21 protein-coding genes are annotated in these 25,453 nt (G+C 68.6%); 16 read left to right on the top strand and 5 right to left on the bottom strand.

Annotated elements, in window-relative coordinates; genetic code table 11:
- The first annotated feature begins 194 nt into the window (after positions 1–194).
- On the top strand, positions 195–1,928 hold the full coding sequence (locus HWX55_RS12245; RefSeq protein ID WP_175975809.1) for an ABC transporter permease subunit: 1,734 nt from the start codon (positions 195–197) through the stop codon (positions 1,926–1,928).
- A gap of 118 nt (positions 1,929–2,046) precedes the next feature.
- Positions 2,047–3,306, top strand: a complete 1,260-nt coding sequence (locus tag HWX55_RS12240; RefSeq protein WP_244140552.1) for a nitrate/sulfonate/bicarbonate ABC transporter ATP-binding protein — start codon at positions 2,047–2,049, stop codon at positions 3,304–3,306.
- 129 nt (positions 3,307–3,435) lie between these two features.
- Here the strand turns inward: HWX55_RS12240 and HWX55_RS12235 are convergent, their stop codons facing one another.
- Entirely contained in the window at positions 3,436–5,310 is a 1,875-nt protein-coding gene (locus HWX55_RS12235) for a bifunctional aminoglycoside phosphotransferase/ATP-binding protein (RefSeq protein WP_244140547.1), read from the bottom strand.
- Here HWX55_RS12235 and HWX55_RS12230 point away from each other — a divergent pair.
- Both HWX55_RS12230 and HWX55_RS12225 read left to right on the top strand, forming a co-directional pair.
- Positions 5,309–6,103 carry a polysaccharide deacetylase family protein gene (locus tag HWX55_RS12230; protein WP_175975807.1) on the top strand — a complete coding sequence of 265 codons (795 nt, stop codon included), beginning with the start codon at positions 5,309–5,311 and terminating at the stop codon, positions 6,101–6,103. The genes HWX55_RS12235 and HWX55_RS12230 overlap by 2 nt on opposite strands.
- A complete protein-coding gene (locus tag HWX55_RS12225) occupies positions 6,096–7,352 on the top strand; it encodes a putative glycoside hydrolase (RefSeq protein ID WP_175975806.1) in 1,257 nt (418 codons plus the stop codon). Before HWX55_RS12230 ends, HWX55_RS12225 begins: the two co-directional genes overlap by 8 nt.
- A gap of 64 nt (positions 7,353–7,416) precedes the next feature.
- Here the strand turns inward: HWX55_RS12225 and HWX55_RS12220 are convergent, their stop codons facing one another.
- Positions 7,417–7,905, bottom strand: coding sequence for a lecithin retinol acyltransferase family protein (locus tag HWX55_RS12220; RefSeq protein ID WP_175975805.1), 489 nt, complete (start codon positions 7,903–7,905; stop codon positions 7,417–7,419).
- Between the two features lie 417 nt (positions 7,906–8,322).
- Here HWX55_RS12220 and HWX55_RS12215 point away from each other — a divergent pair, with 417 nt between their 5' ends.
- The 6 genes from HWX55_RS12215 (at position 8,323) to HWX55_RS12190 (ending at position 12,649) form a co-directional block, all read left to right on the top strand.
- Positions 8,323–8,799: a carboxypeptidase regulatory-like domain-containing protein gene (locus HWX55_RS12215; protein WP_175975897.1), complete on the top strand. Its 477-nt coding sequence runs from the start codon at positions 8,323–8,325 to the stop codon at positions 8,797–8,799.
- Between the two features lie 148 nt (positions 8,800–8,947).
- Positions 8,948–9,340 (top strand): DUF1924 domain-containing protein, encoded by a 393-nt coding sequence (locus tag HWX55_RS12210; RefSeq protein WP_244140551.1) that lies wholly within the window; start codon positions 8,948–8,950, stop codon positions 9,338–9,340.
- A 12-nt stretch (positions 9,341–9,352) separates the two neighbouring features.
- A complete protein-coding gene (locus tag HWX55_RS12205) occupies positions 9,353–9,874 on the top strand; it encodes a diheme cytochrome c (protein WP_175975804.1) in 522 nt (173 codons plus the stop codon).
- On the top strand, positions 9,840–10,577 hold the full coding sequence (locus HWX55_RS12200; RefSeq protein WP_175975803.1) for a cytochrome b/b6 domain-containing protein: 738 nt from the start codon (positions 9,840–9,842) through the stop codon (positions 10,575–10,577). Before HWX55_RS12205 ends, HWX55_RS12200 begins: the two co-directional genes overlap by 35 nt.
- 24 nt (positions 10,578–10,601) lie before the next feature.
- Complete coding sequence (locus tag HWX55_RS12195) at positions 10,602–11,267, top strand: response regulator (protein WP_077020733.1); 666 nt, start codon at positions 10,602–10,604, stop codon at positions 11,265–11,267.
- Complete coding sequence (locus HWX55_RS12190; RefSeq protein ID WP_175975802.1) at positions 11,264–12,649, top strand: ATP-binding protein; 1,386 nt, start codon at positions 11,264–11,266, stop codon at positions 12,647–12,649. The genes HWX55_RS12195 and HWX55_RS12190 overlap by 4 nt, the downstream gene beginning before the upstream one ends.
- 83 nt (positions 12,650–12,732) lie before the next feature.
- Here the strand turns inward: HWX55_RS12190 and HWX55_RS12185 are convergent, their stop codons facing one another.
- Positions 12,733–13,350: a hypothetical protein gene (locus tag HWX55_RS12185; RefSeq protein ID WP_175975801.1), complete on the bottom strand. Its 618-nt coding sequence runs from the start codon at positions 13,348–13,350 to the stop codon at positions 12,733–12,735.
- A gap of 283 nt (positions 13,351–13,633) precedes the next feature.
- Here HWX55_RS12185 and HWX55_RS12180 point away from each other — a divergent pair, with 283 nt between their 5' ends.
- Positions 13,634–15,925, top strand: a complete 2,292-nt coding sequence (locus tag HWX55_RS12180; protein WP_175975800.1) for a heavy metal translocating P-type ATPase — start codon at positions 13,634–13,636, stop codon at positions 15,923–15,925.
- A 95-nt stretch (positions 15,926–16,020) separates the two neighbouring features.
- Here the strand turns inward: HWX55_RS12180 and HWX55_RS12175 are convergent, their stop codons facing one another.
- Positions 16,021–17,109 carry an aldose epimerase family protein gene (locus HWX55_RS12175; protein WP_175975799.1) on the bottom strand — a complete coding sequence of 363 codons (1,089 nt, stop codon included), beginning with the start codon at positions 17,107–17,109 and terminating at the stop codon, positions 16,021–16,023.
- A 27-nt stretch (positions 17,110–17,136) separates the two neighbouring features.
- Positions 17,137–18,330: a DNA-binding transcriptional regulator gene (locus HWX55_RS12170; protein WP_175975798.1), complete on the bottom strand. Its 1,194-nt coding sequence runs from the start codon at positions 18,328–18,330 to the stop codon at positions 17,137–17,139.
- A 263-nt stretch (positions 18,331–18,593) separates the two neighbouring features.
- Between HWX55_RS12170 and xylA the strand changes: the two genes are divergently transcribed.
- From xylA to HWX55_RS12145, 5 genes are all read left to right on the top strand, one after another.
- Positions 18,594–19,916 (top strand): xylose isomerase, encoded by a 1,323-nt coding sequence (xylA, locus tag HWX55_RS12165; RefSeq protein ID WP_175975797.1) that lies wholly within the window; start codon positions 18,594–18,596, stop codon positions 19,914–19,916.
- A 4-nt stretch (positions 19,917–19,920) separates the two neighbouring features.
- Entirely contained in the window at positions 19,921–21,399 is a 1,479-nt protein-coding gene (gene xylB, locus HWX55_RS12160) for a xylulokinase (protein WP_175975796.1), read from the top strand.
- 87 nt (positions 21,400–21,486) lie between these two features.
- Positions 21,487–22,515 (top strand): D-xylose ABC transporter substrate-binding protein, encoded by a 1,029-nt coding sequence (gene xylF / locus HWX55_RS12155; protein ID WP_050016752.1) that lies wholly within the window; start codon positions 21,487–21,489, stop codon positions 22,513–22,515.
- Positions 22,516–22,579: 64 nt separating this feature from the next.
- Entirely contained in the window at positions 22,580–24,139 is a 1,560-nt protein-coding gene (gene xylG, locus HWX55_RS12150) for a D-xylose ABC transporter ATP-binding protein (protein WP_175975795.1), read from the top strand.
- Complete coding sequence (locus HWX55_RS12145) at positions 24,136–25,347, top strand: sugar ABC transporter permease (RefSeq protein ID WP_175975794.1); 1,212 nt, start codon at positions 24,136–24,138, stop codon at positions 25,345–25,347. Before xylG ends, HWX55_RS12145 begins: the two co-directional genes overlap by 4 nt.
- Positions 25,348–25,453 lie beyond the last annotated feature (106 nt).

Here is a 25,453-nt window from a genome sequence, read left to right as displayed (position 1 = left end):
GAAGCGCCGGGGCAGCCGGTCGGTTTCGACGACGGGCGTGGGGACATGCGGCGCCGCCGCACGGTTGCGGCCGAGCGCACGGTTGCCGCGTGGCGCGCCGGGCGCCCACCACTGCGGGACGGTTGACGCAGGTCAACCCGGCTGGCCCCACCGCCCCGGAAGATGAACCGCCATCATCGACGGGGAGGGGCACCGTGGAGCACCATGCGGAGGTATTGCGGGGCGGCCGCTGGACGCTGCCCGCGCCGGGCTGGCGCGATCTCGCCGCGATGCTGATCGTCGCCGGCGTCCTGCTGCTCGCCGGGATCTCGGCGCACCAGATGGCAGGCCCGCTCGCAGTCGCGCATCCTCCGGCCATCTCGCTGTCGCCCGCGGCGTTGCCCGGCTATACGCTGCGTACCGTCTCGCGCATGTTCGCGGCATTGCTCGCGTCGATCGTTTTCACGTTCGTCTATGCGACCGCGGCGGCCAGGAGCCGGTCGGCCGAACGGGTGCTGATTCCGTTGCTCGACGTGCTCCAGTCGGTGCCGGTCCTCGGCTACCTGTCGTTTACGGCGCTGTTCTTCCTGTCGTCGTTCCCGGGGCGAATCCTCGGCGCCGAGCTGGCCGCGATCTTCGCGATCTTCACGAGCCAGGCGTGGAACATGACGTTCAGCTTCTACCAGGCGCTGCGCACGGTGCCGCTCGACCTCGACGAGGCCAGTCGCAGTTTCCGGCTTTCGGCGTGGCAGCGTTTTTGGCGCCTGGACGTGCCGTTCGCGATGCCCGGCCTCGTCTGGAACGCCATGATGTCGATGTCGGGCGGCTGGTTCTTCGTGGTCGCGTCCGAGGCGATCGCGGTCGGCAACCTGCACGTCGACCTGCCGGGCGTGGGCGCCTATGTCGCGCAGGCAATCGCGAACCGAGACCTGGCCGCCGTGGGCTGGGCGATCGTCGCGATGAGCATCGCAATCGTCCTGTACGACCAGTTGCTGTTCAGGCCCCTGGTTGCGTGGTCGGAACGGTTCCGCCATGGCGATGCCGCGCCCGCGGTCGCGCCGCGCAGCTGGTTGCTCGACCTGTTCCATCGATCGCGATGGATGGCCCGCGCGGGCCGCCCGGTCGGCAGGCTGTTGCGCCGCGTGGCGCTTGCGCGGCTGCCCGCGGCGACATGGCCGTGGCGCGGCCGGATGGCGCTGCCGCGGCACGCGGGTGACGCGCTGTGGCTCACGCTTGGCGGCGCGGGATGCGTGTATGCGGTGTACGGGCTGTTCAGCCTCGGGCGCGCGACGCTGACCTGGACGGACCTGCGTGTCGTGGCGGGCGAAGGGGCGCTCACCTTCGTCCGTGTGACGGTGTTGGTCGTGATCGCGTCGGCGATCTGGGTGCCGATCGGGATCGCCATCGGTCTTCGGCCGCGCGTGGCCGCCCGCGTTCAGCCGGTCACACAGTTCCTCGCCGCGTTTCCGGCCAACCTGCTGTTTCCGGTCGCCGTCTTTGCGATCGTGCGTTTTCGTCTCGAACCCGACATCTGGTTGTGCCCGTTGCTGATCCTGGGCGCGCAATGGTATGTCCTGTTCAACGTGATCGCGGGCGCGAGCGCGTTCCCGGCCGACCTGCGCGAAGCGGCTGCATGCTTCCGGGTCCGTCCGTCGACCTGGTGGCGTCGCGTCATGTTGCCGGGCATCCTGCCGTATTTCGTGACGGGCGCGATCACTGCATCCGGCGGCGCATGGAATGCGAGCATCGTCGGGGAAGCCGTGAGCTGGGGCGGCACGCGCCTGAATGCCGGTGGCCTCGGTGCCTACATCGCGCGGATGACCGAAGCCGGCGACTTTCCGCGCATCGCGCTCGGCGTCGCCGTCATGTCGCTGCTCGTGATTGCGACCAACCGGCTCGTGTGGCGCCCGATGTATGCGTTCGCGGAGCGCAGAACGCGGCTCAATTGAGTCCGGACCCATCCTTTACCCGCGGGAGACACGCGTGTCGAATCTCGATGAATGCAAGCAAGCGAACGTTGCGATCGCGGCCGCGCCGTCATCGGAGCAAGCGCCGGTCGTGCTCGAGATGCGCGCCGTATGCAAATCATTCACGAAGCCGTCCGGCGAACCGCTGCACGTGCTGGCCGATATCGATTTCACGCTGCGCGAGGGCGAGATACTGGGGTTGCTCGGCCGCTCCGGATCGGGCAAGTCCACGCTGCTGCGGATCGCGGGCGGGCTCGTCGAGCCTTCGTCGGGCGCGGTCGCGTATCGCGGCGCAACGCTTGCCGGTCCGACCAGCGGCATCGCCGTGGTGTTCCAGACCTTCGCGCTGTACCCGTGGCTGACCGTCGTCGAAAACGTCGAGCTGGGACTCGATGCGCTGAGTCTCCCGCCACGCGACGTGCGCGAAAGGGCCATTGCCGCGATCGAGCTGATCGGGCTCGACGGCTTCGAATCGGCGTTTCCGCGCGAACTGTCGGGCGGCATGCGTCAGCGGGTCGGGTTTGCCCGCGCGCTCGTCAGCGAACCCGTCCTGCTGTTGATGGACGAACCGTTCTCGGCGCTGGACGTGCTCACCGCGGAAACGCTGCGCACCGATTTTCTCGATCTGTGGGACGCGCGTCAGCTGTCGATCCGATCGGTGATGATGGTGACCCACAACATCGAGGAAGCGGTGCTCATGTGCGATCGCATCCTGGTGCTCGGCGTCGGTCCCGCACGCGTCGACACCGCGCTGAACGTGCCGGTGCCGCGTCCGCGCAGCCGGCACGATCCGGCCTTTCAGGCGATAGTCGGCAAGATTTACGCGACGCTGACCGCACGCATCGCCGATGCGGCGGCGAACCGCGAGACGGCCGGCGGCGCGCTGGCGATGACGCTGCCCGACGTGACGAGCCACCATCTCGCCGGGTTCGTCGAGACACTGGCGGCCGCACCGTACGACGGCCATGCGGAGCTCGGCACGATTGCGTCGGCGCTCGCGCTGCGGGCCGACGCGCTCCATCCGACCGCCGCCGCGCTCCATCTGCTCGCCTTTGCCGAGTGGCACGACCGCACCATCCGGCTGAGCGCGGCGGGCCACGTGTTCGCGCACAGCGACGACGAGGCCCGGCGGCGCCTGTTTCGAGAGCATGTCGTCAAATTCGTGCCGCTTGCCGCGCATATCGACGAAGTGCTGGGCGAGCGGGCAGAACATCGCGCGCCTCGCGAGCGCTTTGAACTGGAACTCGAGGATCATCTCGATCCGCGCCGCGCGGATCAGGCGCTGCGCGTCGTGACCGACTGGGGCCGTTACGCCGGGCTGTTCGATTACGACGACCATACGCGCACATTCGGCCGTTGACCGCGCGCGCGTCCATCCGATGCGATGCGACGTGTCAGATCGGGGAGCGGCGTTTCCGCGCGCAACATCGCCGGCCCGGCACCCGCCGTGGACGCCGGGATTGTTCCACGAGCGCCATACGGCGCACGGCTACGTACGTAGTACGGCGAACAACGGCGCCCAGAATGCGCGATCGCCGTATGCCGCGGCGTCGCAATCGGTATCGAAGCGGATCGCGATCGCGGCCTCGGCCGGGGCCAGCGTCTCGGCATGGTCGATCTGCCGCGCCAGTACGGCCGGGTCGGCGTCGGACGCGTCGCGTCCGCTCTCGGCCCGCGCCGCGACACGTGCGACGAGCGTTGCCCGGCTCGCGACGAAATCGAGAATCGCGACGCGCACGCCGAGTTGCGCGGCGAGCGAGATGAACGCCGCGCGGTGGCGCCGGCGCAGGAACGTTGCGTCGACGATCGCCGTGTAGCCGCTGGCGAGGACCACGCCGGCCTGCTCACGCAGTCTTTCGTAGATTGCGTCGATCGCCGAATCCGAGTAGGCGACAGCGGACAGCCGGGTGTGCTCGGGCGCGCGGGCGTCGCGCTTGCGCTCGACGTCGCTGGACAGCCGGATCGCGCCGATCTGTGCCGCAAGCGCGCGGCTGGCCACCGATTTGCCAGAACCTGACACGCCACGGCACAGCAGCAATGCCGGTCGCACATCGCGCCGTGTCTGCGCCATGTCCGACGCGATCCGCAGATGCCGACGGCGGGCCGCATCGTCGCCGCGCAGCCGCGCAGTCATCGCTTGCACCAGCGCGCGATAGACGAAGTAGCACGGCAGCACGCCCAGCGCCGCATGGTCGCCCGTGCGGGCGAGCCATTCGGACAGGAGGTGGTGGGCGCAGTCGGCCCGCCCGCGGGCGGAATAATCCGTCAGCGCAAACGCGAGATCGCTCGCCACGTCGATCCAGCGCAGCGTGTCGTCGAACTCGATGCAGTCGAACATCAGGATGCGGTTGCGCCAGCGGACGACGTTGTCGAGATGCAGATCGCCGTGGCACGCCCGCACGAATCCGCGTGCGTGCCGCTCGGCGAACTGCGGTGCGACGCGGGCCAGCTCGGCCTCGTACCAGCGGCGCAGCGCAGCTTCTCCGGGCACCGTGACGTCGAGCGTGTCGCACAACTGCCGGCATTGCGCCACGACGCTGGCCGTGCTGCCCGGATGGCCGCGCGGCGCACGGCGCGGCGCGTGCAGATGATGGCGGGCCAGTGTATCCGCGAGTGCGCCCGCGTCCGCCAGCCCGGCGCCGTGTGATGCGCTGCGGGCCGACAACATGGCCTGCGCGTCGAACCGGCGCATTCGCACCACGTACTCGCCGGGCACTGCCGGCTGCCGACGGCGACGCGCGCCGGTTTGCACGGGCGGCCCGAAGGCGCTGCGCCGGCCGCGCGCCATGATCGGCCAGACGCCCAGGTAAAGCGAGCCGGCGAACGGCCGGTTGAGCGTGCACTCCGCCAGCGCGCAGCGGCGACGCTGCGCGGGGCGGACGAGATCGACGAACGCGAATCGAACGGGCTTGATGCGCTTGTATGCGTAGCGTCCCGCCAGATAGACGACGGACAGGTGCGTTTCGATCCGTACGATCCGTCCTGCGGGATGGGGGTAGGTGGCAGGCCGACGCAACGCGCGATCGAATTGCATGGTCTTTCGTCGTGCGGCTCCGCGGTTCGACGTGAACGGCAGACGTGGCGCTCTCGGCATGGCGAACGGATCGATGGGCAGGGCGACTGCATGTCGCAGCGCCCGCGGGTTTAGTCCACGGAAACGGCACGTTTCCGTGTGCTCGATGTCGCGGGACCTGGGCGGCAGGTTCGGCACACGCGTGCGACGCCCCCATTGCAGCCGACTGTCGCCCGTTGCGGCTTGATGCGCGTCAAGCGCGCCGACGGCGCGATCGATCGTTGATCTGGCGCAGCGGATGGCGCGGCGCGATCGCAAAAAATGGGGCACCTGTTCCACGAGATCCGCCATGGCCTTTCGACTGATCGCCTGCCTGCTGCTGTTGTCGTGCGTGCGGCCGGTTGCGTCCGCCGACGTCGCGACGATCGCTTCTCCACCGCAGCGCGTGCTGATCCTGGCCTATCACCGGTTCGCCACCGCGCGCCTGGATTCGATGACGGTGCGCGTCGACACGTTCCGCGACCAGCTGCAGGCGATCGAGGCGAACGGCTACCGCATCGTGCCGCTCGCCGACGTCGTACGCTGGCATGACGGCCAGCGCGATGCCGTGCCGGTGCGCGCGGTCGCGATCACGGTCGACGACGGTCACCGCTCCGTGTACGAGGTGCTGCGCCCGCTGCTGGCGGCGCATCCGGTGCCGGTCACGCTGTTCATCTATCCGTCGGCCATCTCCAATGCCCGCTACGCGATGACGTGGGACCAACTTCGCACGCTCGGGCGCGCCGGCGGATTCGACATCGAATCGCATACGGTCTGGCATCCGAATTTCCGCACCGAGCGCGCCCGGCTGGCGCCGGACGACTACCGGCGTTTCGTGTCGTTCCAGCTGAGCCGGTCGCGCGCGCGGCTCGAGGCCGAAACCGGCCAGCCGGTCCGGCTGCTGGCCTGGCCGTTCGGCATCCACGATGCGCAGACCGACGAGCTCGCCGCACGCGAAGGCTATGTCGCGGCGTTCACGCTCGATGCACACCCCGTTCGTGTCGCCGACCCGGTGATGGCGCTGCCGCGCTATCTGATGACGGACGCGTGCGACACGCGATGCATGAACGGGTTGCTGAGAACCGCCGGAGGCAACCGTGATTGAGCGCCTGTTCGCCTGTCTGCTCGTGTCGCTCGCCGGTTTCGCCGTCGAGGCGGCGCCGGTCGCGATCACCGTCGTCGATGCCGCGAATGGGCGCCCGCTGACCGGCGCGATCGGCCACGCGGCGGGCGTGAGCTGGACCGCGGATCGCGATGGCGCGTTTTCACTGGAGCTCGATGCGAGCGGGACACGCGTCAGCGTGCGCGCGGCGGGCTACGCGCGAACGGAAGTCACGCTGACGCCGGCCGCGGTCGCGCACACGATCCGGATGACGCCGATGCGCCCGAAAGCGGTCTACCTGTCCGCATACGGCGTCGCGGATCGCACGCTGCGCGACGCGGCGCTGGCCCTCCAGGACAAGACGGCGATCAATGCGCTCGTCATCGACGTGAAGGGCGACAGCGGCGTGACGCCTTATCGCAGTCAGGCGCGTGAGATTTCCGGCGCGGCGAACAATGTATCCGGCGCGATCGTTCATCCGCCCGATCTGCCGGACCTGCTGCGGACGTTCCACGCACGCGGCCTTTACCTGATCGCGCGCATCGTCGTGTTCAAGGACGATCCGCTCGCGCGCGCTCATCCCGAGTGGGCCGTGCGCGACGCGGCCGGTGAGGTCTGGCAGGACCGAGAGCATCAGCGCTGGATCGACCCGACGTCGCGCGCGGCCTGGCAACACAATTACGATGTCGCCGAAGAGGCGGCCCGCATGGGTTTCGACGAAATCCAGTTCGACTACCTACGTTTTCCCGATGCCAACGGCCTGCGGTTCGCCGAGCCGAATACCGAGGCCAACCGGGTCGCGGCGATCAGCGGATTCTTCACCGGCGCGCGTGCGCGGCTGCAGCCGTACAACCTCTACCTGTCGGCCGATATCTTCGGGTACGTCTGCTGGAATGCCGACGATACGGCAATCGGACAGCGGCTCGATGCGCTCGTGCCGGTGGTGGACTACGTGTCGCCGATGCTGTATCCGTCCGGCTTCACGTGGGGCCTGCCCGGTTGCCGGAAACCGACCGAGCATCCGGGCGAGATCGTTTCGCGGTCGCTGGAGGAGGCGAAGCGCCGCACCGGGCTGGACGGCGTCCGGTTCAGGCCGTGGCTCCAGGCGTTTCGCGACTACGCATTCGATCGCCGGCTGTTCGATGCCGACGAGATTCGCGCGCAGGTCGACGCGGCCGATGCGGCAGGCACGGATGGCTGGATGCTGTGGAACCCGCGCAATCGCTACGATCCGGACGCGTTGCCGCGCTGACCGGCAGGTCCGGATCAAGGTCGCGATCGACGAAGCGACGGCATCGCAACCGATGCCAGGCCGACTACCGAACCGGACATTCGCGCCCGGCCGCCGCTGGATGCCATCGTGCGACCAGCACGCACGCGATCAGCGTGACCGCGACCGCCACGCCGCGCACCGGATTGCGCAGGCACGACGCGACCTGCTCGCTGCGCCCGACGCCGAACAGACACCACAGGCAGAAGTGTTCGCAGTTGTTCGTGAGCAGCCGGTAGCGGCATTCGCCCAGGCGCGTTGCCGCGCGGCGTGCTGCTTCCATCCCGTCGTACGGCGTGCGCGCGTGGCGGATGACGGCGAATTCGAAACCGGCACGAAAGCCGTCGAGGGTCACGATCTCGACCGGGCCGCCGCTCAGGTGGCGCGACCATCCGGCGTAGTGAATCACGTTGCCGTCGCCGACGTAGATCCCGTGATGCAGATAGCCGTGGCGACGGGTCACGAGGTGGGCACCGACCGACGGCTCGCTATTCGGCATGGCGTCGTCGGCGCGTGCTGCGGTCGATTGAATCATCGCCAGCTCCTCGATCCGGCGGCGGGGCGGAAGAACCGCGCCCCGGCCGCGAAACACGTTGTGTCCTGTTACGTCTCCAGTATTGGCGGCGGCGCCGCGCGGGACAATCAGCGTGGCCTGAGCTTGCTGTCCGGTGTCGGGCCACCGTGTCGGAAATTTCCGACGGGCCGTGCAATATCGGCTGACAGCCGTCATTTCTGATTGCGACGTCCGGATCCGGAACCCCCGCGTGTGCAGGCTTGCCGCGCCGCTCGGGAAGACGGGGCGCGATGGCTGTATCGCGGCGCCTCCACCGGTTGCGTGCTCTTCGACTGGCGCGCACTTGACATGCGTCAACGGGAGATTGTGGTTTCGCGCGACGCTGGCATCGTCCTCGATACGCATGTGCGATGTGCGTGGTCAATCAGGAGAGCGAAGATGGGCACCACAACCGTGAAGATGCTGCTGCTGGCGGCCTGCCTGCTGAATGTCGGCGCGAATGCGCTGGCCGACACGTCGACCGAACCGGTCGTGCGCAACGGTGTCGCTTATATCACCGGCGGAATCGGCCAGGACGAGGTCACCGCGTTTCGCGACGTTGCGCCTCGATATAACCTGCGGCTCACGTTCGCATCGAAGTCCGGCCAGTATCTTTCCGATGTCGATGTGACGCTGTCGTCCGGCAAGTCGAGAGTGCTCGACGTTCACACGAACGGGCCGTTCCTGTTCGCCCGCGTGCCGCCGGGGCAATATACCGTGTCCGCGCACGACAGGGCCGTTCAGGAAATCCGGCACGTCGTCGTCCCGGCGCGGGGGGCCGTCGATGTGCGCTTTTCGTGGCACGACCCTGAGCGGCGCGGGACGATGCGGCTGTGTACGGGGTGCCCTGGCTCGCAGCCGCAACCGGATCGCTAGCCACGCTGTGATCGGCACGGACGAGTACGGAGGCGAACGCCTGGCACGGCGCTCGGGTATCCGCGCGTTAAGAATGCGGTAAGGAATTCTCCCGAAGATGAACGCATCGCTCAGGAGAACCACGATGCGCCTATCCGACTCGGTTCGCATGCTTTGCCGGCCATGGCTGGCGGCTGCCATATGCGTGGCTGCCATCGCCGACGCACGTGCCGAAACGCCGGCCCAATTGCTGGCCGGCTACACGGCGCAGTCAGGCGTCGACGCCGTGCCGTCGCGCGGTCAGCAGTTCTTCACGTCCCGACATGGGCGCGACTGGAGTTGCGCGACGTGTCATGGAAATACGCCGACCGGTGCAGGCACGCACGTCGTTACCGGCAAGGCCATCGAGCCGCTCGCGCCCGCTTTCAACCCGGCTCGGTTCTCGGACGGCGCCAGAACCGAAAAATGGTTTCGCAGAAACTGCAAGGACGTCATCGGGCGTGAATGTTCGGCAATCGAAAAGGCCGACGTCCTGAGCTGGCTCACGAGCCTGAAACCTTGACGACGAACGATCATGAACAACATCGACTGGACGACGTCGCCGCGCGGGATCGCTGCGCGGCGACATGCACGGGCAAGCGTGCTCGCGCTGCTGCTGATGTCGCTGCTGCCTCGCGCGGCACTGGCGGAAGACGAAACGAGAAGCGCCGCGATTCCGTTGCTGCCCAAGTACAGGCAGGAGTGCGCGACCTGCCATGTCGCCTATCCGCCCGGGGCGCTGCCCGCCGAGTCGTGGCGGCACATCCTGAACGGTCTCGACCGCCACTTCGGCACCGATGCGACGCTGGACCCGACAACGATCGGGCAACTGGAAACGTGGCTGACGGCACACGCGGCGACGGGCGCCGCGGCGCGCCGTCCCCCGGAAGACAGGATTACCCGGTCGGCGTGGTTCGTCGCCACGCACGACGAGGTGCCTGCGTCCGTGTGGCGCAGCGCCGCGGTGAAGCGGCCGTCGAATTGCGCCGCGTGTCATACGCAAGCAGACAAAGGAAATTTCGATGAACGATTCGTCCGCATCCCGAGCACACGGTGACCCGGCACGCTCGCGTCCCGTACGGATACTCGTCTGGGATGCTCCGCTGCGCGTATTCCACTGGCTGACGGTCATCGCCTTTGCGGGCGCGTGGCTGACCGCCGAGAGCGAGCGATGGCGGCTGATGCACGTCGCGTTCGGATACACGATGCTGGCGCTCGTCGCGTTTCGCGTCGTATGGGGCGTGGCCGGCACGCGTCATGCGCGGTTCTCGTTGTTCGTACGTTCGCCAGCGGCCGTTTTGCGCTACGTTCGGAGCCTGGCGAAAGGCCGGCCCGAACATCATGTCGGCCACAACCCGGCCGGCGCGGTCGCGATCGTCGCGATGCTGGCGATGACGGTCGTCGTCGGATTGACCGGCTGGGCAGCCTACGACGGAAACGGCGAATCGTTCGGCGATCTTCACGAGGGCGCGGCGAACGTAATGCTCGCGCTCGTCATGGTCCACGTCGCCGCCGTGCTCGTCAGCAGCATCGTGCATCGTGAGAATCTGGCCGGCGCGATGGTGACCGGCTACAAGCGCGGCACGCCGATCGACGGCATCCGGCGTGCGTGGTGGGGGATCGCTGCCGTGATGACGGCAGCGGTGATCGGCTGGTGGTGGACGCAATGGCAGGCGGCACCGCAGCCCGTTCAAGCGGATCGGCCCGTCGCGACGGACACCGGCCGCCCCGTGCAAGGGGCGGGCCGGGACGACGACTGACGGCCACGGGCGGAGGATTCGATCGTGCGCATCCTGCTCGTGGAAGACGACGTCCTGCTCGGCGACGGGATTCGAGCCGGACTGCGCCAGCAAGGGTTCCAGGTCGACTGGGTGCATGACGGCGACGCGGCCCAGCGCGAGCTGCGCGCGCATGTTCATGCCGCGGCGGTCCTCGATCTCGGATTGCCGCTCATGGACGGCATGGATGTGCTGCAGCGCATTCGCCGCGACGGGATAGCGTTGCCGGTCCTGGTCCTGACCGCGCGCGATGCCGTGCCCGACCGCATCCGGGCGCTCGACGTGGGTGCCGACGACTACGTGATCAAGCCCGTGGACCTGTACGAGCTCGGTGCGCGCCTGAGGGCGCTGGTCCGGCGGTCTCATGGCCGTCCGACCGAGCGGCTCCACGCGCAGGACGTCGAGCTGGAACCCGCGTCGCGAACCGCGCGCCGCGCCGGCGTGGCCGTTGCGCTGTCCACGCGCGAGTTCGACCTGCTGCACATCCTGATGCTGAATGCCGGCCGGGTGCTGTCACGCGAGCAGATCGAGCAGTACCTGTACAGCTGGGGGCAGGAGGTGGAGAGCAATGCCGTCGAGGTCCACATCCATCGCTTGCGCGCCAAGCTCGGCAGCGAGCTGATCCGAACGGTGCGCGGCGTGGGTTATGTGTTGATGCGGGACGCTGCATGAAAGCCGTGCTGCCCGCGCGTTCGCTGCATGGCCGGCTGCTGACGCTCGTGCCGGCCGTGGTCCTCGCTGTCTGGTTATCGACGCTGATGCTGACCTGGCTCGATGCGCGGCGCGAGATCGACCGGCTGCTCGACGGCCACCTCGCGCAGGCCGCGGCACTGCTCGTCGCGCAACAGGCGCGCGGGCCGGATGACGACGACAATGCGATCGATGCGCCGATCCTTCATCCGTACGGGCCGCGCGTGGCCTTTCAGGTGTTTCATGAAGGTCGGCTTGGCCTGCATTCCGAAAACGCGCCGTCGAAGCCGATGGTGGCGCCCGAGCTGACCGGGCGCGATCGGTCTTCCGGGTTCTGGACCGTCGTGATCGACGGGAATGCGTGGCGGGTATTCGTCGTGCACGGCGTGCGCGGCGATGTGCAGGTGTTCGTGGGCGAACGAATCGATTCACGCAAGGCGATCCTGGGCGCCGTCATGCGCAGCGCATTGTGGCCGATGGCGGCTGCGTTGCCGTTGCTGGTGCTGGCCATCGGCTGGGCGGTGCGCCGCGGCACGGCGCCGCTGCGCGATTTCGGGCGAACGCTCGCGAAGCGGAATCCGCAGGCACTCGACACGATTCGGCCCGATCGGACGCCGCTCGAGATGCGGCCGATGCTGGATGCGCTGAATGGCTTGTTCGAGCGGATTCGTGCCGTGATGGATGCGGAGCGCCGATTCACGGCCGATGCGGCTCACGAGTTGCGCACGCCGCTCGCGGCCGTCAAGGCGCAGGCGCAGGTCGCGATGGCGGAGCCCCATGACGAGCGACGCCGGCATGCACTGCGGGGCGTGCTCGAAGGGTGCGATCGGGCCGCACGCCTGGTGGATCAGCTCCTGCTGCTGTCGCGTCTCGATGCGGGCGCATTGGCGGACCGCGCACCGGTCGACGTATCGACCCTGGCGAAACGGGTGGTCGCGGAGGCCGCGCCGCGGTCGATCGGGAAACGGCAGAGGCTGGAACTCGATGCGCCGTTGCCATGCATCGTCGGCGGCAACGAACCCTTGCTCGAGTCGATGGTGCGCAACCTGGTCGACAACGCGATTCGCTACAGCCCGCCGCTGGCGTGCATCACCGTTTCGGTCGGCCAACGGGAAGGGCGCACCGTGCTGCGGGTCGAAGATAGCGGCCCGGGCATCGGCGACGCCGATCTGCGAAGACTGGGCGAGCGGTTCTTTCGGCCGGCGGAAACCCGGCCGGGGGGAAGCGGCCTCGGCTGGTCGATCGTGCGGCGAATCGCAGCGGCGCATGACGCTGACATCCAGGTGGGTCGATCGTCCGCACTCGGCGGACTGCGCGTGATCGTGTCGTGGCCGGTTGCCGATGAGACGGCGGCGCCCGGCTAGTCGGTCATCGACGTGGACGAACAGACTGCGCGACGAGCGGCCGCGGCCGGCGCAGGCGATCGGCGCGGCGCGCCTGCGCGGTGTCACTCCGCGCGGTGCGGAGGATGGCCGCGCCGGAACGTCAACCGGCGTTCGTTGAGCAGCGCGCGCCAATCGAGCTTCATCAACGCGAACACGACGCCGAGCAACGCCAGTTGCGTGACCACGAAGTATCCGCCGAGGTAACTGCCTTCGATTCCGGATTCCAGGTCCAGCCGGGTCGACGCGAAGCGGCCGAGGTGCGCCCAGATCGCATAGGTCGTGACACGGCCGACGAAGAACGCCGCGGCGATGATCCTGAGCGGCAATCCGGAAAGGCCGTATGCGATGAACAGGTAGTTCGACGGAAGCGGGCTCAGCGCATAGAAGAAGAACGCACCGGCGGTGAGCGTCCGGTGCTTGCGCAGCCAGTGCGTGGCGACGTCGATGTTCTCGCGATCCGCGTCCCGCATCCAGCGGGAGCGCACGAGCGACCTGGCGAAGGTCGCCAGAATGACGCGTCCGATGGTCGCCGCGCCGGCCGCCACGACGGCAAAGACCAGCGGATTGCCGTCGGGCAGGTTGAACCCGACCCACGACATCGCCATCCACGTGGGCGGCGCGAACGCCGGCATGAGATTCAGCAGAAGAATCAGCACGAAGAGTACAGCCAGCGTCAGCACGATATCGATCCCAGGCGCTCCGGCGTCACGCTTCGATTGTGCTGACGAAAGGCGCCGGCCGCTTGACTCACGTCAAGCAACGCCCCATGCCGGCCTTGTGCGTGACGCGCTTCGCCGTGACGCAGGTCAACGGTCGAACCGCGGCGTTTCCTAGACTGATGCCACGCCGTCCGCAACCGCCCGTCCGCAACCGGCCCTCCGCAACCGGCCCTCCGCAACCGGCCCTCCGCAACCGGAACCGGATGCGGCGCACCCGCCGCGCACGGCAATTGGAAAAATGGTCATGTCCCGTATCCGCTGGTCGATCGATCTCGCGTTGCTGGTTCTGGCGGCCGTTACGCTCGCGGCAGGCGGCATGTGCGTGGCGTTCGGCCTGCCTTCGCTCGCGCGGGTCGTATGGCTGATGGGCACGGTGCCGGTCTTGCTCGCGTTGACAGTCTCCCTTGCAAGGGCCGTGGTGAAACGGCAGGCCGGCATCGACGTGCTCGCATGGCTGGCAATCGGTCTGGCCATCGCGCTCGACGAGACGCTGACGGCTGCGGTCATCGCGTTGATGCTGGCAAGCGGCCGGACGCTGGAGCGGTATGCGCAAGACCGCGCGCAACGCGAGATGACCGCGCTGCTCGGTCGCGCGCCTCGGCAGGCGACCCGGTTCGAGAACGGCGAATGGCGTGCCGTCGCGCCGGACACCATCCTTCCCGGCGACAGGCTGCTCGTGCGTAGCGGCGAATGCGCGCCGGTCGACGGCACGTTGACCGGCGACGCAGAGCTCGACGAATCGATGCTGACCGGCGAGTCGTCCACCCAGCGGCGACGGTCGGGGGAAAACGTCTGCAGCGGCGCGGTCAACGCAGGCGCGCCATTCGAAATGGTCGCCCGCACCACGGCGGGCGACAGCACGTTCGCAGGCATCGTCCGCATGGTCGAGCGTGCTCAACACGAGCGCGGTCCGTCCGTGCGTCTCGCGGATCGTTACGCCGCGTTCTTCGTGCTCGCCGCGCTGCTCGTCGCCGGCATCGCGTGGCTGCTGACCGGCGACGTCGCGCGCGCGCTCGCCGTGCTCGTCGTCGCCACGCCTTGTCCGTTGCTCCTCGCCGTGCCGGTCGCGATCGTGTCCGGCCTGTCGCGCTGTTCGAAACGCGGCATCCTCGTCAAAGGCGGCGGCGCGCTCGAACGCCTTGCGCAGGCAACGATCCTGTTCTTCGACAAAACCGGCACGCTGACGGGCGGGCGCGCACGCATCGTGGCGATCGAATGCGGCGCCGGCATCGGAACGGACGACGTGCTGCATGTCGCGGCATCGTTGGCCCAGGCGTCGGGCCACGTCATTTCCGATGCGCTGACGGTCGCGGCGCGAGAACGCCGAATCGACCTGTCGCCGCCGTCGCACGTCCTCGAAACGGCCGGCGAGGGCGTGACCGGCCGGGTCGAGAACCGGATCGTCAGGATCGGCAAGGTCGGGTACGTCCGCGCAGGTTCGGCGGATGCCCCGTGGAGCGAAGCATTCCTGAAGCGCGTCGGCAACGCGGGCGGGGCTGCCGTGTTCGTCGGCGTCGATGGCGTGATGGTCGGCGCGATCCAGATGGCCGACCAGGTGCGGCTGGAAACGCCGCGGGCGTTACGGCTGCTCAAACGCGAAGGCGTCGAGCGCCTCGTCATGCTGACCGGCGACCGGCGCGACATTGCCCGGGCCGTCGGCGAACTGATCGGGGTCACCGACGTGCGCGCCGGACAGACGCCGGCGGACAAGCTCGTCGCGATCCAGGCCGCCCGCAAGGAGGGCGTGACGATCATGGTCGGCGACGGCGTGAACGACGCGCCGGCGCTGGCGGCGGCCGACGTCGGCATCGCGATGGGCGCGCGGGGCGCGGCCGCGTCGTCCGAAGCCGCCGACGTGGTGTTGCTGGTGGATCGGCTGGATCGACTCGTGGACGCGATGCGCATTGCCCGTCGATCGCGCCGGATCGCGCTCGAGAGCGTGGTGATCGGCATGTCGTTGTCGACCGTCGCGATGGCGATCGCGGCGGCGGGATTTCTGCCGCCGATCGCCGGCGCGGTGATTCAGGAAGTCGTCGACGTCGTCGTGATCGTCAATGCGCTGCGCGTGCTGCTCGTGCGCCCACGGCCGCCGGACACCCGGCTGGCCGATGTCGACGTCGAGCAACTCAAGCGCGAGCACGCGGCATTGTCGCCGTTGCTAGACCGGATCAGGGAGCTCGCGGGCCGCTTGCCGCAACTATCCGGAGCCGCCATCGCCAGCGAGTTGGCCGACGTCGTCGACGCGCTGGATCAACGGCTGCTGCCGCACGAGCGCGCCGACGACCGGGAGGTCTACGCGCGTCTTGCGCCGTTGCTCGGCGGCGAGGATCCGCTCGCGGCGATGAGCGGCGCACACCGGGAAATCTTCACGCTGGTCCGATCGCTCAGGCAGATGGTCGCGGACCTGCCGCGCGACGGGGCGGACGCCATGCAGGTCCAGGCAATACAACGCGTGCTGTACGGGCTGGAGGCGATCGTACGCCTGCATTGCGCGCAGGAGGAGGAGCTGTTCCACGCCGTGGGCGCGGATGCGTGAGGACGCGTCGAGACGCGCCACGCACGCGCCACGCACGCGCCGCGACGACAACCGGATGACGTGACGACGGTCGATGCCTGCACCGCCCACCCGCACTATGCGTGAACCGCGACCCGATACCGCGTGGTTTGCCGATAGACGTCGCTCGGACGAACGATCACGTCGTCGCGCAGGCCATCCATGTTGACCTGATCCGGAAAGCCGCCCGCCTCGACGCACAGCGCCGCGTGTTGCACGCAGCGCGTGCCGCCGCTCACGCGCAGGCCGTCGAGATAGTTGCCCGTATAGAGCTGCAGCCCGCGCTGATCGGTCGACACGATCAACTCGCGGCCGCTTTCCGGATCGTAGATCCGTGCGACGGGCCGGACCTCGCGCGCACCGTTGCCGACGACGTAGCAGTGATCGAAGCCGCGCGCCCGTGCCAGTTGCGCATGCGGCCAGTCGAGGCGTGCGCCGATCGGCGCGCTTTGCCGGAAATCGAACGCCGTGCCCGTCACGTCGGCCGTGCCGGTCGGAATCAGCGCGTCGTCCACTTCGAGGAACGCGTCGGCGTCGATGTGCAGCAGATGGCCGCGCACGTCGCTGCCCGCGCGCCCGTTCAGGTTGAAGTAGCTGTGGTTCGTCAGGTTCAGCGGCGTCGGCGCATCGGTCCACCCCGAATAGTCGATCGTCAGCGTGCCGTCGTCGTCGAGCGTGTAGCGCACCTGCACGCTCACGTTGCCCGGGAATCCCGCATCGCCTTCCGGCGAATCGAGCCTTAGCGTCAGCCCGCCGCTATCGTCGACCACGTCCCAGCGCGCCCGGTGAAAACCGTTCGCGCCGCCGTGCAGGAGGTTGCCGTTCTCGTTGCGGTCGAGCAGGTAGTCGACGCCGTCGAGCGTGAAGCGCGCGCCGGCGATCCGGTTCGCCCAGCGGCCGACCGTCGCGCCGAGATAGGCGCCGGATTCGAGGTACTCGGCCGGCGTGTCGTGCGCGAGCACGATATCGGCCAGGCGTCCCGTGCGGTCGGGCGCGAGCCACGACACGACGGTCGCGCCGAGGTCGCTGACGACGACGCGCATCCCGTGCGCGTTGCGCAGCGTGTAGCGCCGCACGGGCTCGCCGTCGGGCAGCGTGCCCCACGGCTCGGCAAGCACGCGTGCCACGCCGGGTGTCAGAGGTGAGGAATCGGTATCGATGTGCATGAGTGGATGTCGAATGGGCGGCGGGCGTCAGTTCGTGGCGGTCGCGCGTTCCTGATATTCGCGCGGCGTGCAGCCGAGTTCGCGCCGGAACACCGCGTACATGTATTGAAGCGACGTGAACCCGCAACGGATCGCGACTTCGGCGCTCGACGCCTGCCGGCTGGCAAGCAGCGCCTGCGCAGCCTCGAGTTTGTGACGCAGGATTTCCTGGTGCACGGTGCGCTGGAGTTCGCGCCGGAAATGCTCCTCGAGCAGCGAGCGCGACACGCCGACATAGTCGGCGACCTGTTCGGTCTTGATGCCCTGGCACGCGTACTGCCGGATGAAATGCCGGGCGCGCATCACGTGCGGGCTCGCCAGCGGCTGGTGGCGCGTCGATTCGAGCACGTTGATGCCGACCGGCGGCACGAGAATGCGCTGCCCGGGAAAGCGCGCGCCGCGCAGCATCCGGTGCAGCAAGTGGGCGGCGGTACGGCCCATTTCCTCGGTGCCCTGGATCACCGACGACAGCGGAATGCGCGTCAGCGTGCGCGTGAGCGGATCGTTGTCGATGCCGATGATCGCGACCTGTTCCGGCACCGCGATGCCGGCGATCAGGCACGCCTGCAGCAAGTGCCGCGCACGCGCATCGGTGACCGCGATCACGCCGACCGGCTTCGGCAGCGCATGCAGCCAGTCGATCAATTGCTCGATCGCGTGATTCCAGCCCGACGCGCTGGTCGACAGCCCGCGGTAGATCGGCGCGTCGAGCCCGTCCGCGCGCGCGAGCCGGTCGAACGCCAGCTCGCGCTGCTGCGCCCAGCGGTTTTCCTGCGCGACCGGCAGGCTGTACATCGCGAAATGCGCGAGGCCGGCGCCGATCAGGTGCGTATACGCAAGCGACACGAGCTTCGGGTTGTCCGTCGCAATATATGGGACATCGTCCGGGTACTGCGCCGGGTCCTCGTACGACGATCCGATCGCGACGATCGGCAGCGGCGAGCCGGCGAGCGCGTCGGCGACGGCCGGGTCGTCGAAGTCCGCGATGATGCCGTCGCCGTCGAAACGCTCGATTCCGGTGAGCCGACAGCGAAAATCGTCTTCGAGGAACAGGTCCCACACGACGCGCGTCGTGTGCAGGTACTGGCCGATGCCGCTGATGATCTCGCGGTCGTAGACCTTGTTCGCGTTGAACAGCAGCGCGATGCGGTGCGGTGTCTGGGCGGATGGGGCGCGTGTCATCTCGGTGTCGGGTGAGCGCGTCGGGGCGCCGTGCCGTTGTCTCCGGGGCGCGCTCGACTGCGGCGCGCGGTTGTCTGGTGTACGGCGATTGTAGGACGGAACGCAGGCCGCACGCGTACGACTGGCAAGAAACATCAAGCGCGCTGCGCAATTTCGCAATTGCCGGCCGGCAGGCGCGGGGGCACGATTCAGCCAACCGAATTCGGCCGCGTGCGTCGCCGCGACGCGCGTTGCGCTGCAACAAGAACCTGCACGGAGACGCCATGTCGTATTTCGAACACATTCCCGCGATTCGCTACGAAGGCCCGCAGTCGGACAATCCGCTTGCGTATCACCATTACGACCCCGAGAAGCGCGTGCTCGGCAAGACGCTTGCCGAGCATCTGCGGATCGCGGTCTGCTATTGGCACACGTTCGTATGGCCGGGCAACGACATCTTCGGGCAGGCCGCATTCGAGCGGCCGTGGCACCAGCCGGGCGATGCGCTCGAACGCGCGCGGATGAAGGCCGATGCCGCATTCGAATTCTTCACGAAGCTCGGCACGCCGTTCTATACGTTCCATGACACCGACGTCGCGCCGGAAGGCGACAGCCTGCGCGAATACGCGGCCAATTTCGCGCGGATGGTCGACTATCTCGGCGAGCGTCAGCAGGCGAGCGGCGTGCGGCTGTTGTGGGGCACCGCGAACCTGTTCTCGCACCCGCGCTTCGCGGCCGGCGCCGCGACGAACCCGAACCCCGACGTGTTCGCGTGGGCCGCGACCCAGGTGTGCCATGCGCTCGACGCGACCCACCGGCTCGGCGGCGAAAACTACGTGCTGTGGGGCGGACGCGAAGGCTACGAGACGCTGCTCAATACCGACCTGAAGCGCGAGCGCGACCAGTTCGCCCGCTTCCTGTCGATGGTGGTCGAGCACAAGCACCGGATCGGCTTCAAGGGCGCGCTGCTGATCGAGCCGAAGCCGCAGGAGCCGACCAAGCACCAGTACGACTACGACGTCGCGACCGTGCACGGCTTTCTCGTGCAGTACGGGCTGCAGGACGAGATCCGTGTGAACATCGAGGCGAACCACGCGACGCTCGCCGGCCATTCGTTCCATCACGAGATCGCGAACGCGTTCGCGCTCGGCGTGTTCGGCAGCGTCGACGCGAATCGCGGCGATCCGCAGAACGGCTGGGATACCGACCAGTTCCCGAACAGCGTCGAGGAGCTGACGCTCGCGTTCTACGAGATCCTGCGCCACGGCGGCTTCACGACCGGCGGGATGAACTTCGACGCGAAGGTGCGCCGCCAGAGCATCGATCCGGAAGACCTGTTCTACGGCCACGTCGGCGCGATCGACGTGCTCGCGCTCGCGCTCGAACGCGCGGCGGTGCTGGTCGAGAACGACCGGCTCGACGCGCTGCGCCGCCAGCGTTATGCGCAGTGGGACGATGAATTCGGCCGCAAGATCCTGTCGGGCGGCTATACGCTGGAGTCGCTCGCGGCCGATGCGCTCGCGCGCGGTGTGGACCCGCGACATGCGAGCGGTGCGCAGGAGCGGCTGGAGAACATCGTGAACCAGGCGATCTACGGGCTGCGCTGACGTCATGTACATCGGACTCGATCTCGGCACGTCGGGCGTGAAGGCGGTGCTGCTCGACCGCGACGGCGCGGTGCGCGCGAGCGCGAGCCGTCCGCTCACCGTGAGCCGGCCGCAGCCGCGCTGGTCCGAGCAGGCGCCGCGCGACTGGTGGGAGGCCGCCTGCGACGCGCTCGCCTCACTCGTGTCGGATGCGCGTTCGGCCGGCATCGATCCGCGCGACATCGACGCGCTCGGGTTGACCGGCCAGATGCACGGCGCGACGCTGCTCGATGCGCACGGCGACGTGCTGCGCCCCGCGATTTTGTGGAACGACGGCCGGGCCGACGCCGAGTGCGACGAACTCGAACGGCTCGCGCCCGCGCTGCGCACGGTGGCCGGCAACATCGCGATGCCGGGCTTCACCGCGCCCAAGCTGCTGTGGGTGCGGCGTCACGAGCCCGACGTGTTCGCGCGCATCGCCTACGTGCTGCTGCCGAAGGATTATCTGCGCTACCGGCTGACCGGTGCGTTCGCGACCGATCCGTCGGATGCCGCCGGCACGCTGTGGCTCGACGTCGCGAAGCGCGATTACGACGACACGCTGCTCGCCGCCTGCGGGCTGTCGCGCACGCAGATGCCGGCCGTATTCGAAGGCAACCAAATCACCGGCACGCTGCTGCCGGCCGTCGCACGGGCGCTGGGCCTGCGCGAGATCCCGGTGGTGGCCGGCGGCGGCGACAACGCGGCCGGCGCGGTCGGCGTCGGGATCGTGCGGCCCGGCGACGCGCTGCTGTCGCTCGGCACGTCGGGCGTGTATTTCGCGGTGTCGGACGGATTTCGCGCGAATCCCGAATCGGCGGTGCACAGCTTCTGTCATGCGCTGCCCGATACGTGGCACCTGATGTCGGTGATGCTGAACGCGGCCGGCTGCATCGACTTCACCGCGCAACTGGCCGGCTACGACGGCGTCGCGGCGCTGCTCGACGATGCCGAGACGAACGCCCGCGCGAGCCGCCCGTGGTTCCTGCCGTACCTGAGCGGCGAGCGTACGCCGCACAACGACGTGAACGCGAAGGGCGTGTTCTACGGGCTCACGCCGGACACGCGGCGCGCCGATCTCGCGAACGCGACGCTCGAAGGCGTCGGCTTCGCGCTGCTCGACGGCATCGATGCGCTGCATGCGGCCGGGCTCGCCCCCGACAGCATCACCGTGATCGGCGGCGGCTCGCGCAGCGCGTACTGGACGCAGATGCTCGCCGACCTGAGCGGCCGCGCGCTGACGCTGCGCGAAGGCGGCGAAGTGGGGCCGGCGCTCGGCGCCGCGCGCCTCGCGCACCTCGCGGTCGAACCGCGTGCGCGGCTCGACGACGTGTGCCCGCAGCCGCCCGTCGTCGCGGTGCGCGAGCCCGATCCCGAGCGGCACGCGTGGTATCGCGACGTGCGCCGGCCGACGTTTCGCGCGCTGTATCGGGCGCTCGAACCGGTGTTTGCGACGGGCGCTTGACACGCACGTTGCAGTGAATCGATGCGGGCGGTGCAATCCGGCGGCCGCCCGCGGTTCGTGAGTGGTTCCATAACAAGGAGTGGAGACATGAAATCCGTGACGCGTCGTACCGTATTGAGTTCGCTTGCCGGCGCCGCCGCGCTGGCGATCCTCGCACTGGGCTCGCCGCTCGCCCATGCGAGTAAGGACAAGCCCGAGATCGGTTTCTGCATCGACGACCTGCGCGTCGAGCGCTGGTCGCGCGATCGCGACTATTTCGTTGCAGCCGCAACCAAACTCGGCGCGAAGGTGTCGGTGCAGTCGGCCGACGCAAGCGAGGCGCGGCAGATTTCGCAGATCGAGAACCTGATCTCGCGCGGCGTCGACGTGATCGTGATCGTGCCGTTCAACTCGAAGACGCTCGGCAACGTCGTCGCCGAAGCGCGCAAGGCCGGCATCAAGGTCGTGTCGTACGACCGCCTGATTCTCGACGCGGACGTCGACGCGTATATCTCGTTCGACAACGAGAAGGTCGGCGAGCTGCAGGCGCAGGGCGTGTTCGACGCGAAGCCGAAGGGCAACTACTTCCTGCTGGGCGGCGCGCCGACCGACAACAACGCGAAGATGCTGCGCGAAGGACAACTGAAGGTGCTGAAGCCCGCGATCGACCGCGGCGACATCAAGGTCGTCGGCCAGCAGTGGGTGCCCGAATGGAGCGCGTCGACCGCGCTGCGGATCGTCGAGGACGCGCTGACCGCGAACAACAACAAGATCGACGCGATCGTCGCGTCGAACGACGGCACGGCCGGCGGCGCGATCCAGGCGCTCGCCGCGCAGCATCTGGCCGGCAAGGTGCCGGTGTCCGGGCAGGATGCGGATCTGGCCGCGGTCAAGCGCGTGATCGCCGGCACGCAGACGATGACCGTCTACAAGCCGCTGAAGCTGATCGCGAGCGAAGCCGCGAAGCTGGCGGTCGATCTTGCGAAGGGCACGAAGCCCGCGTTCAACGCGCAATACGACAACGGCAAGAAGAAGGTCGACACCGTACTGCTGCAGCCGACGCTGCTGACCAAGCGCAACGTCGACGTCGTCGTGAAGGACGGCTTCTATACCCAGGCCCAGCTGGCGAGCCAGTAAGCGTACGACGGACGCGACGCGCGGCCGCCGCGACGGCGGCCGCTTACTGCGAGGCAATGAACGAATGACGGAACCCTTGCTGACGATGCGCGGCATCGTCAAGGCATTCGACGGCGTGAAGGCGCTCGACGGTATCGACCTGACCGTGCGCCCCGGCGAATGCGTCGGGCTGTGCGGCGAGAACGGCGCCGGCAAGTCGACGCTGATGAAGGTGCTGTCGGGCGTGTACCCGCACGGCACGTGGGACGGCGAGATCCGCTGGGAAGGCGCGCCGCTCGTGGCGTCCGGCGTGCGCGACACCGAGCGCGCGGGCATCGCGATCATCCATCAGGAGCTGATGCTCGTACCCGAACTGTCGGTGGCCGAGAACATCTTCCTCGGCAACGAGATCACGCTGCCGGGCGGGCGCATGCACTTCGCGGCAATGGTCCAGCGCGCCGAAGAACTGCTGCACGAATTGCGGATCGACTCGATCAACGTCGCGCAGCCGGTGATGAACTACGGCGGCGGCCACCAGCAGCTGATCGAGATCGCGAAGGCGCTGAACAAGCGCGCGAAGCTGCTGATCCTCGACGAACCGTCGTCGTCGCTGAGCGCGTCGGAAACGCGGATCCTGCTCGACATCGTGCGCGACCTGAAGCGGCGCGGTGTGGCATGCGTCTACATCTCGCACAAGCTCGACGAGGTGGCGGCCGTGTGCGACACGGTCACCGTGATTCGCGACGGTCGCCATGTCGCGACCGAGCCGATGGCCGCGCTGACCACCGACCGGATCATCGCGATGATGGTCGGACGCGAGATCCGCGACCTGTATCCGCGCGAGCCGCACGAGATCGGCGACGTCGTGCTCGACGTGCGCCACGTGACGTGCCGCGACGTGACGAACGCGCGCCGCAAGCGCGTCGACGACGTGTCGTTCAGCGTGCGGCGCGGCGAGATCGTCGGCGTGGCCGGGCTCGTCGGCGCGGGGCGCACCGAGTTGATGCAGGCGATCTTCGGCGCGTATCCGGGCGCGTGCACGGCGACGGTGACGATGAACGGCCGGCCGCTGTCGATCCGCTCGCCGGCCGACGCGATCCGCGCCGGCATCGCGATGGTGCCCGAGGATCGCAAGCGCCACGGCATCGTGCCGCAGCTCGGCGTCGGCCACAACATCACGCTCACGGTGCTGCAGCGCTTCGCGGCGCGCGGGCGGATCGACGCGGCCGCCGAGCTCGATGCGATCCGCACCGAGATGCAGCGGCTGTCGGTGCGCGCCGCCCACCCGTTCCTGTCGATCGCGAGCCTGTCGGGCGGCAACCAGCAGAAGGCGGTGCTCGCGAAGATGCTGCTGACCGAGCCGCAGGTGCTGATCCTCGACGAACCGACGCGCGGCGTCGACGTGGGTGCGAAGGCCGAGATCTACCGGCTGATCTTCGCGCTGGCCAAGCGCGGCGTCGCGCTGATCGTCGTGTCGTCGGAACTGCCGGAAGTGCTCGGCCTCGCCGATCGCGTGCTGGTGATCGGCGAAGGCGAATTGCGCGGCGATTTCGTCAACCAGGGCCTCACGCAGGAACAGATTCTCGGCGCCGCGCTGAAGCCCGCGCGGCTGCCGGCCGAACCCACCGCAGCGAGTGCAACATGAATTCCGAACTTTCTTCCTCGACCCCGGCGACGCCGGATGCAGACGCGCGTCGCCCTGACGGCCGCGCGCCGCGGCTGCCATTGCGCCACGTCTTCACGCGCTACAAGGTGCTCGCGCTGCTGTTCGCGGTCGTCGCGATCTGGGCGTTCTTCTCGGTGCTGACGGACGGCGCGTTCGTCACGCCGCGCAACGTATCGAACCTGCTGCGGCAGATGTCGATCACCGGCATGCTCGCGTGCGGGATGGTGTTCGTCATCATCGCGGGCGAGATCGACCTGTCGGTCGGCTCGCTGCTCGGGCTGCTCGGCGGCGTCGCCGCGATCCTCGACGTCAACCGCCACTGGCCGGTTGCGGCGACGGTCCCGGCCGTGCTCGCGCTCGGCGTGCTGATCGGGCTCTTCAACGGCTGGTGGTCGACCTATCGGCGCGTGCCGTCGTTCATCGTCGGGCTCGGCGGGATGCTCGCGTTTCGCGGCATCCTGCTCGGCGTGACGGGCGGCTCGACGATCGCGCCCGTGTCGGACGGCTTCGTGTTCATCGGGCAGGGTTATCTGCCGCGTCTCGCCGGGGACGGCCTCGCGGTGCTGCTGTTCGTGGTCGCGACGCTGCTGGTGGTGCGGCAGCGCGGCACGCGGCGGCGCTACCGGCTCTCGGTCGCGCCGTTGTGGCAGGACGTTGCGAAGATCGTCGGCGCGGGCGCCGTGCTGTTCGCGTTCGTCGCGACGCTCGACCGTTACGGCGGCATTCCGGTGCCCGTGCTGCTGCTGCTCGTGCTGCTCGGCGTGTTTTCGTGGATCGCGACGCAGACCGTGTTCGGCCGGCGCATCTATGCGGTGGGATCGAACCTGGAGGCGACGCGGCTGTCGGGCGTGGACACCGATCGCGTGAAGCTCGTGATCTTCGCGCTGATGGGGCTGATGTGCGCGTTCGCCGGCCTCGTCAACACGGCGCGGCTCGCGGCCGGGTCGCCGTCGGCCGGCTCGATGGGCGAACTCGATGCGATCGCCGCGTGCTTCATCGGCGGCACGTCGATGCGCGGCGGGTCGGGCACCGTCTACGGCGCGCTGATCGGCGCGCTCGTGATGGCGAGCCTCGACAACGGGATGTCGATGCTCGACGTCGACGCGTACTGGCAGATGATCGTCAAGGGCGCGGTGCTGGTGCTGGCGGTGTGGATCGACGTGGTGTCGCGGTCGAACCGGCGCTGACGTGCGGGTCGGCGCCGGTCGGTCGCGAGTCGACGAAGAGGACGACCATGGAACGAAACACGATGCGCGTGCCGGATGGTTCCGTGCGGGCGGCCGGGCCGTTCGC

Origin of the sequence: Burkholderia sp. BCC1047, from assembly GCF_902833155.1 — a bacterium.
Lineage (GTDB): Bacteria > Pseudomonadota > Gammaproteobacteria > Burkholderiales > Burkholderiaceae > Burkholderia > Burkholderia sola.
Note: the sequence above shows the minus strand (reverse complement) of the source record. Positions and strands in the feature narration are given on the sequence as shown.

Excerpts from the sequence above, each read along its gene's own strand:
- HWX55_RS12145 (WP_175975794.1), top strand. The coding sequence starts at position 24,136 with ATGAATTCCGAACTTTCTTCCTCGACCCCGGCGACGCCGGATGCAGAC.
- xylA (WP_175975797.1), top strand. The coding sequence starts at position 18,594 with ATGTCGTATTTCGAACACATTCCCGCGATTCGCTACGAAGGCCCGCAG.
- HWX55_RS12205 (WP_175975804.1), top strand. The coding sequence starts at position 9,353 with ATGAACAACATCGACTGGACGACGTCGCCGCGCGGGATCGCTGCGCGG.
- HWX55_RS12220 (WP_175975805.1), bottom strand. The coding sequence starts at position 7,905 with ATGATTCAATCGACCGCAGCACGCGCCGACGACGCCATGCCGAATAGC.
- HWX55_RS12215 (WP_175975897.1), top strand. The coding sequence starts at position 8,323 with ATGGGCACCACAACCGTGAAGATGCTGCTGCTGGCGGCCTGCCTGCTG.
- HWX55_RS12235 (WP_244140547.1), bottom strand. The coding sequence starts at position 5,310 with ATGGCGGATCTCGTGGAACAGGTGCCCCATTTTTTGCGATCGCGCCGC.
- HWX55_RS12190 (WP_175975802.1), top strand. The coding sequence starts at position 11,264 with ATGAAAGCCGTGCTGCCCGCGCGTTCGCTGCATGGCCGGCTGCTGACG.
- HWX55_RS12170 (WP_175975798.1), bottom strand. The coding sequence starts at position 18,330 with ATGACACGCGCCCCATCCGCCCAGACACCGCACCGCATCGCGCTGCTG.
- xylG (WP_175975795.1), top strand. The coding sequence starts at position 22,580 with ATGACGGAACCCTTGCTGACGATGCGCGGCATCGTCAAGGCATTCGAC.
- HWX55_RS12240 (WP_244140552.1), top strand. The coding sequence starts at position 2,047 with ATGCGCGCCGTATGCAAATCATTCACGAAGCCGTCCGGCGAACCGCTG.
- HWX55_RS12175 (WP_175975799.1), bottom strand. The coding sequence starts at position 17,109 with ATGCACATCGATACCGATTCCTCACCTCTGACACCCGGCGTGGCACGC.
- HWX55_RS12210 (WP_244140551.1), top strand. The coding sequence starts at position 8,948 with ATGCTTTGCCGGCCATGGCTGGCGGCTGCCATATGCGTGGCTGCCATC.
- HWX55_RS12180 (WP_175975800.1), top strand. The coding sequence starts at position 13,634 with ATGTCCCGTATCCGCTGGTCGATCGATCTCGCGTTGCTGGTTCTGGCG.
- xylB (WP_175975796.1), top strand. The coding sequence starts at position 19,921 with ATGTACATCGGACTCGATCTCGGCACGTCGGGCGTGAAGGCGGTGCTG.
- HWX55_RS12230 (WP_175975807.1), top strand. The coding sequence starts at position 5,309 with ATGGCCTTTCGACTGATCGCCTGCCTGCTGCTGTTGTCGTGCGTGCGG.
- xylF (WP_050016752.1), top strand. The coding sequence starts at position 21,487 with ATGAAATCCGTGACGCGTCGTACCGTATTGAGTTCGCTTGCCGGCGCC.
- HWX55_RS12200 (WP_175975803.1), top strand. The coding sequence starts at position 9,840 with ATGAACGATTCGTCCGCATCCCGAGCACACGGTGACCCGGCACGCTCG.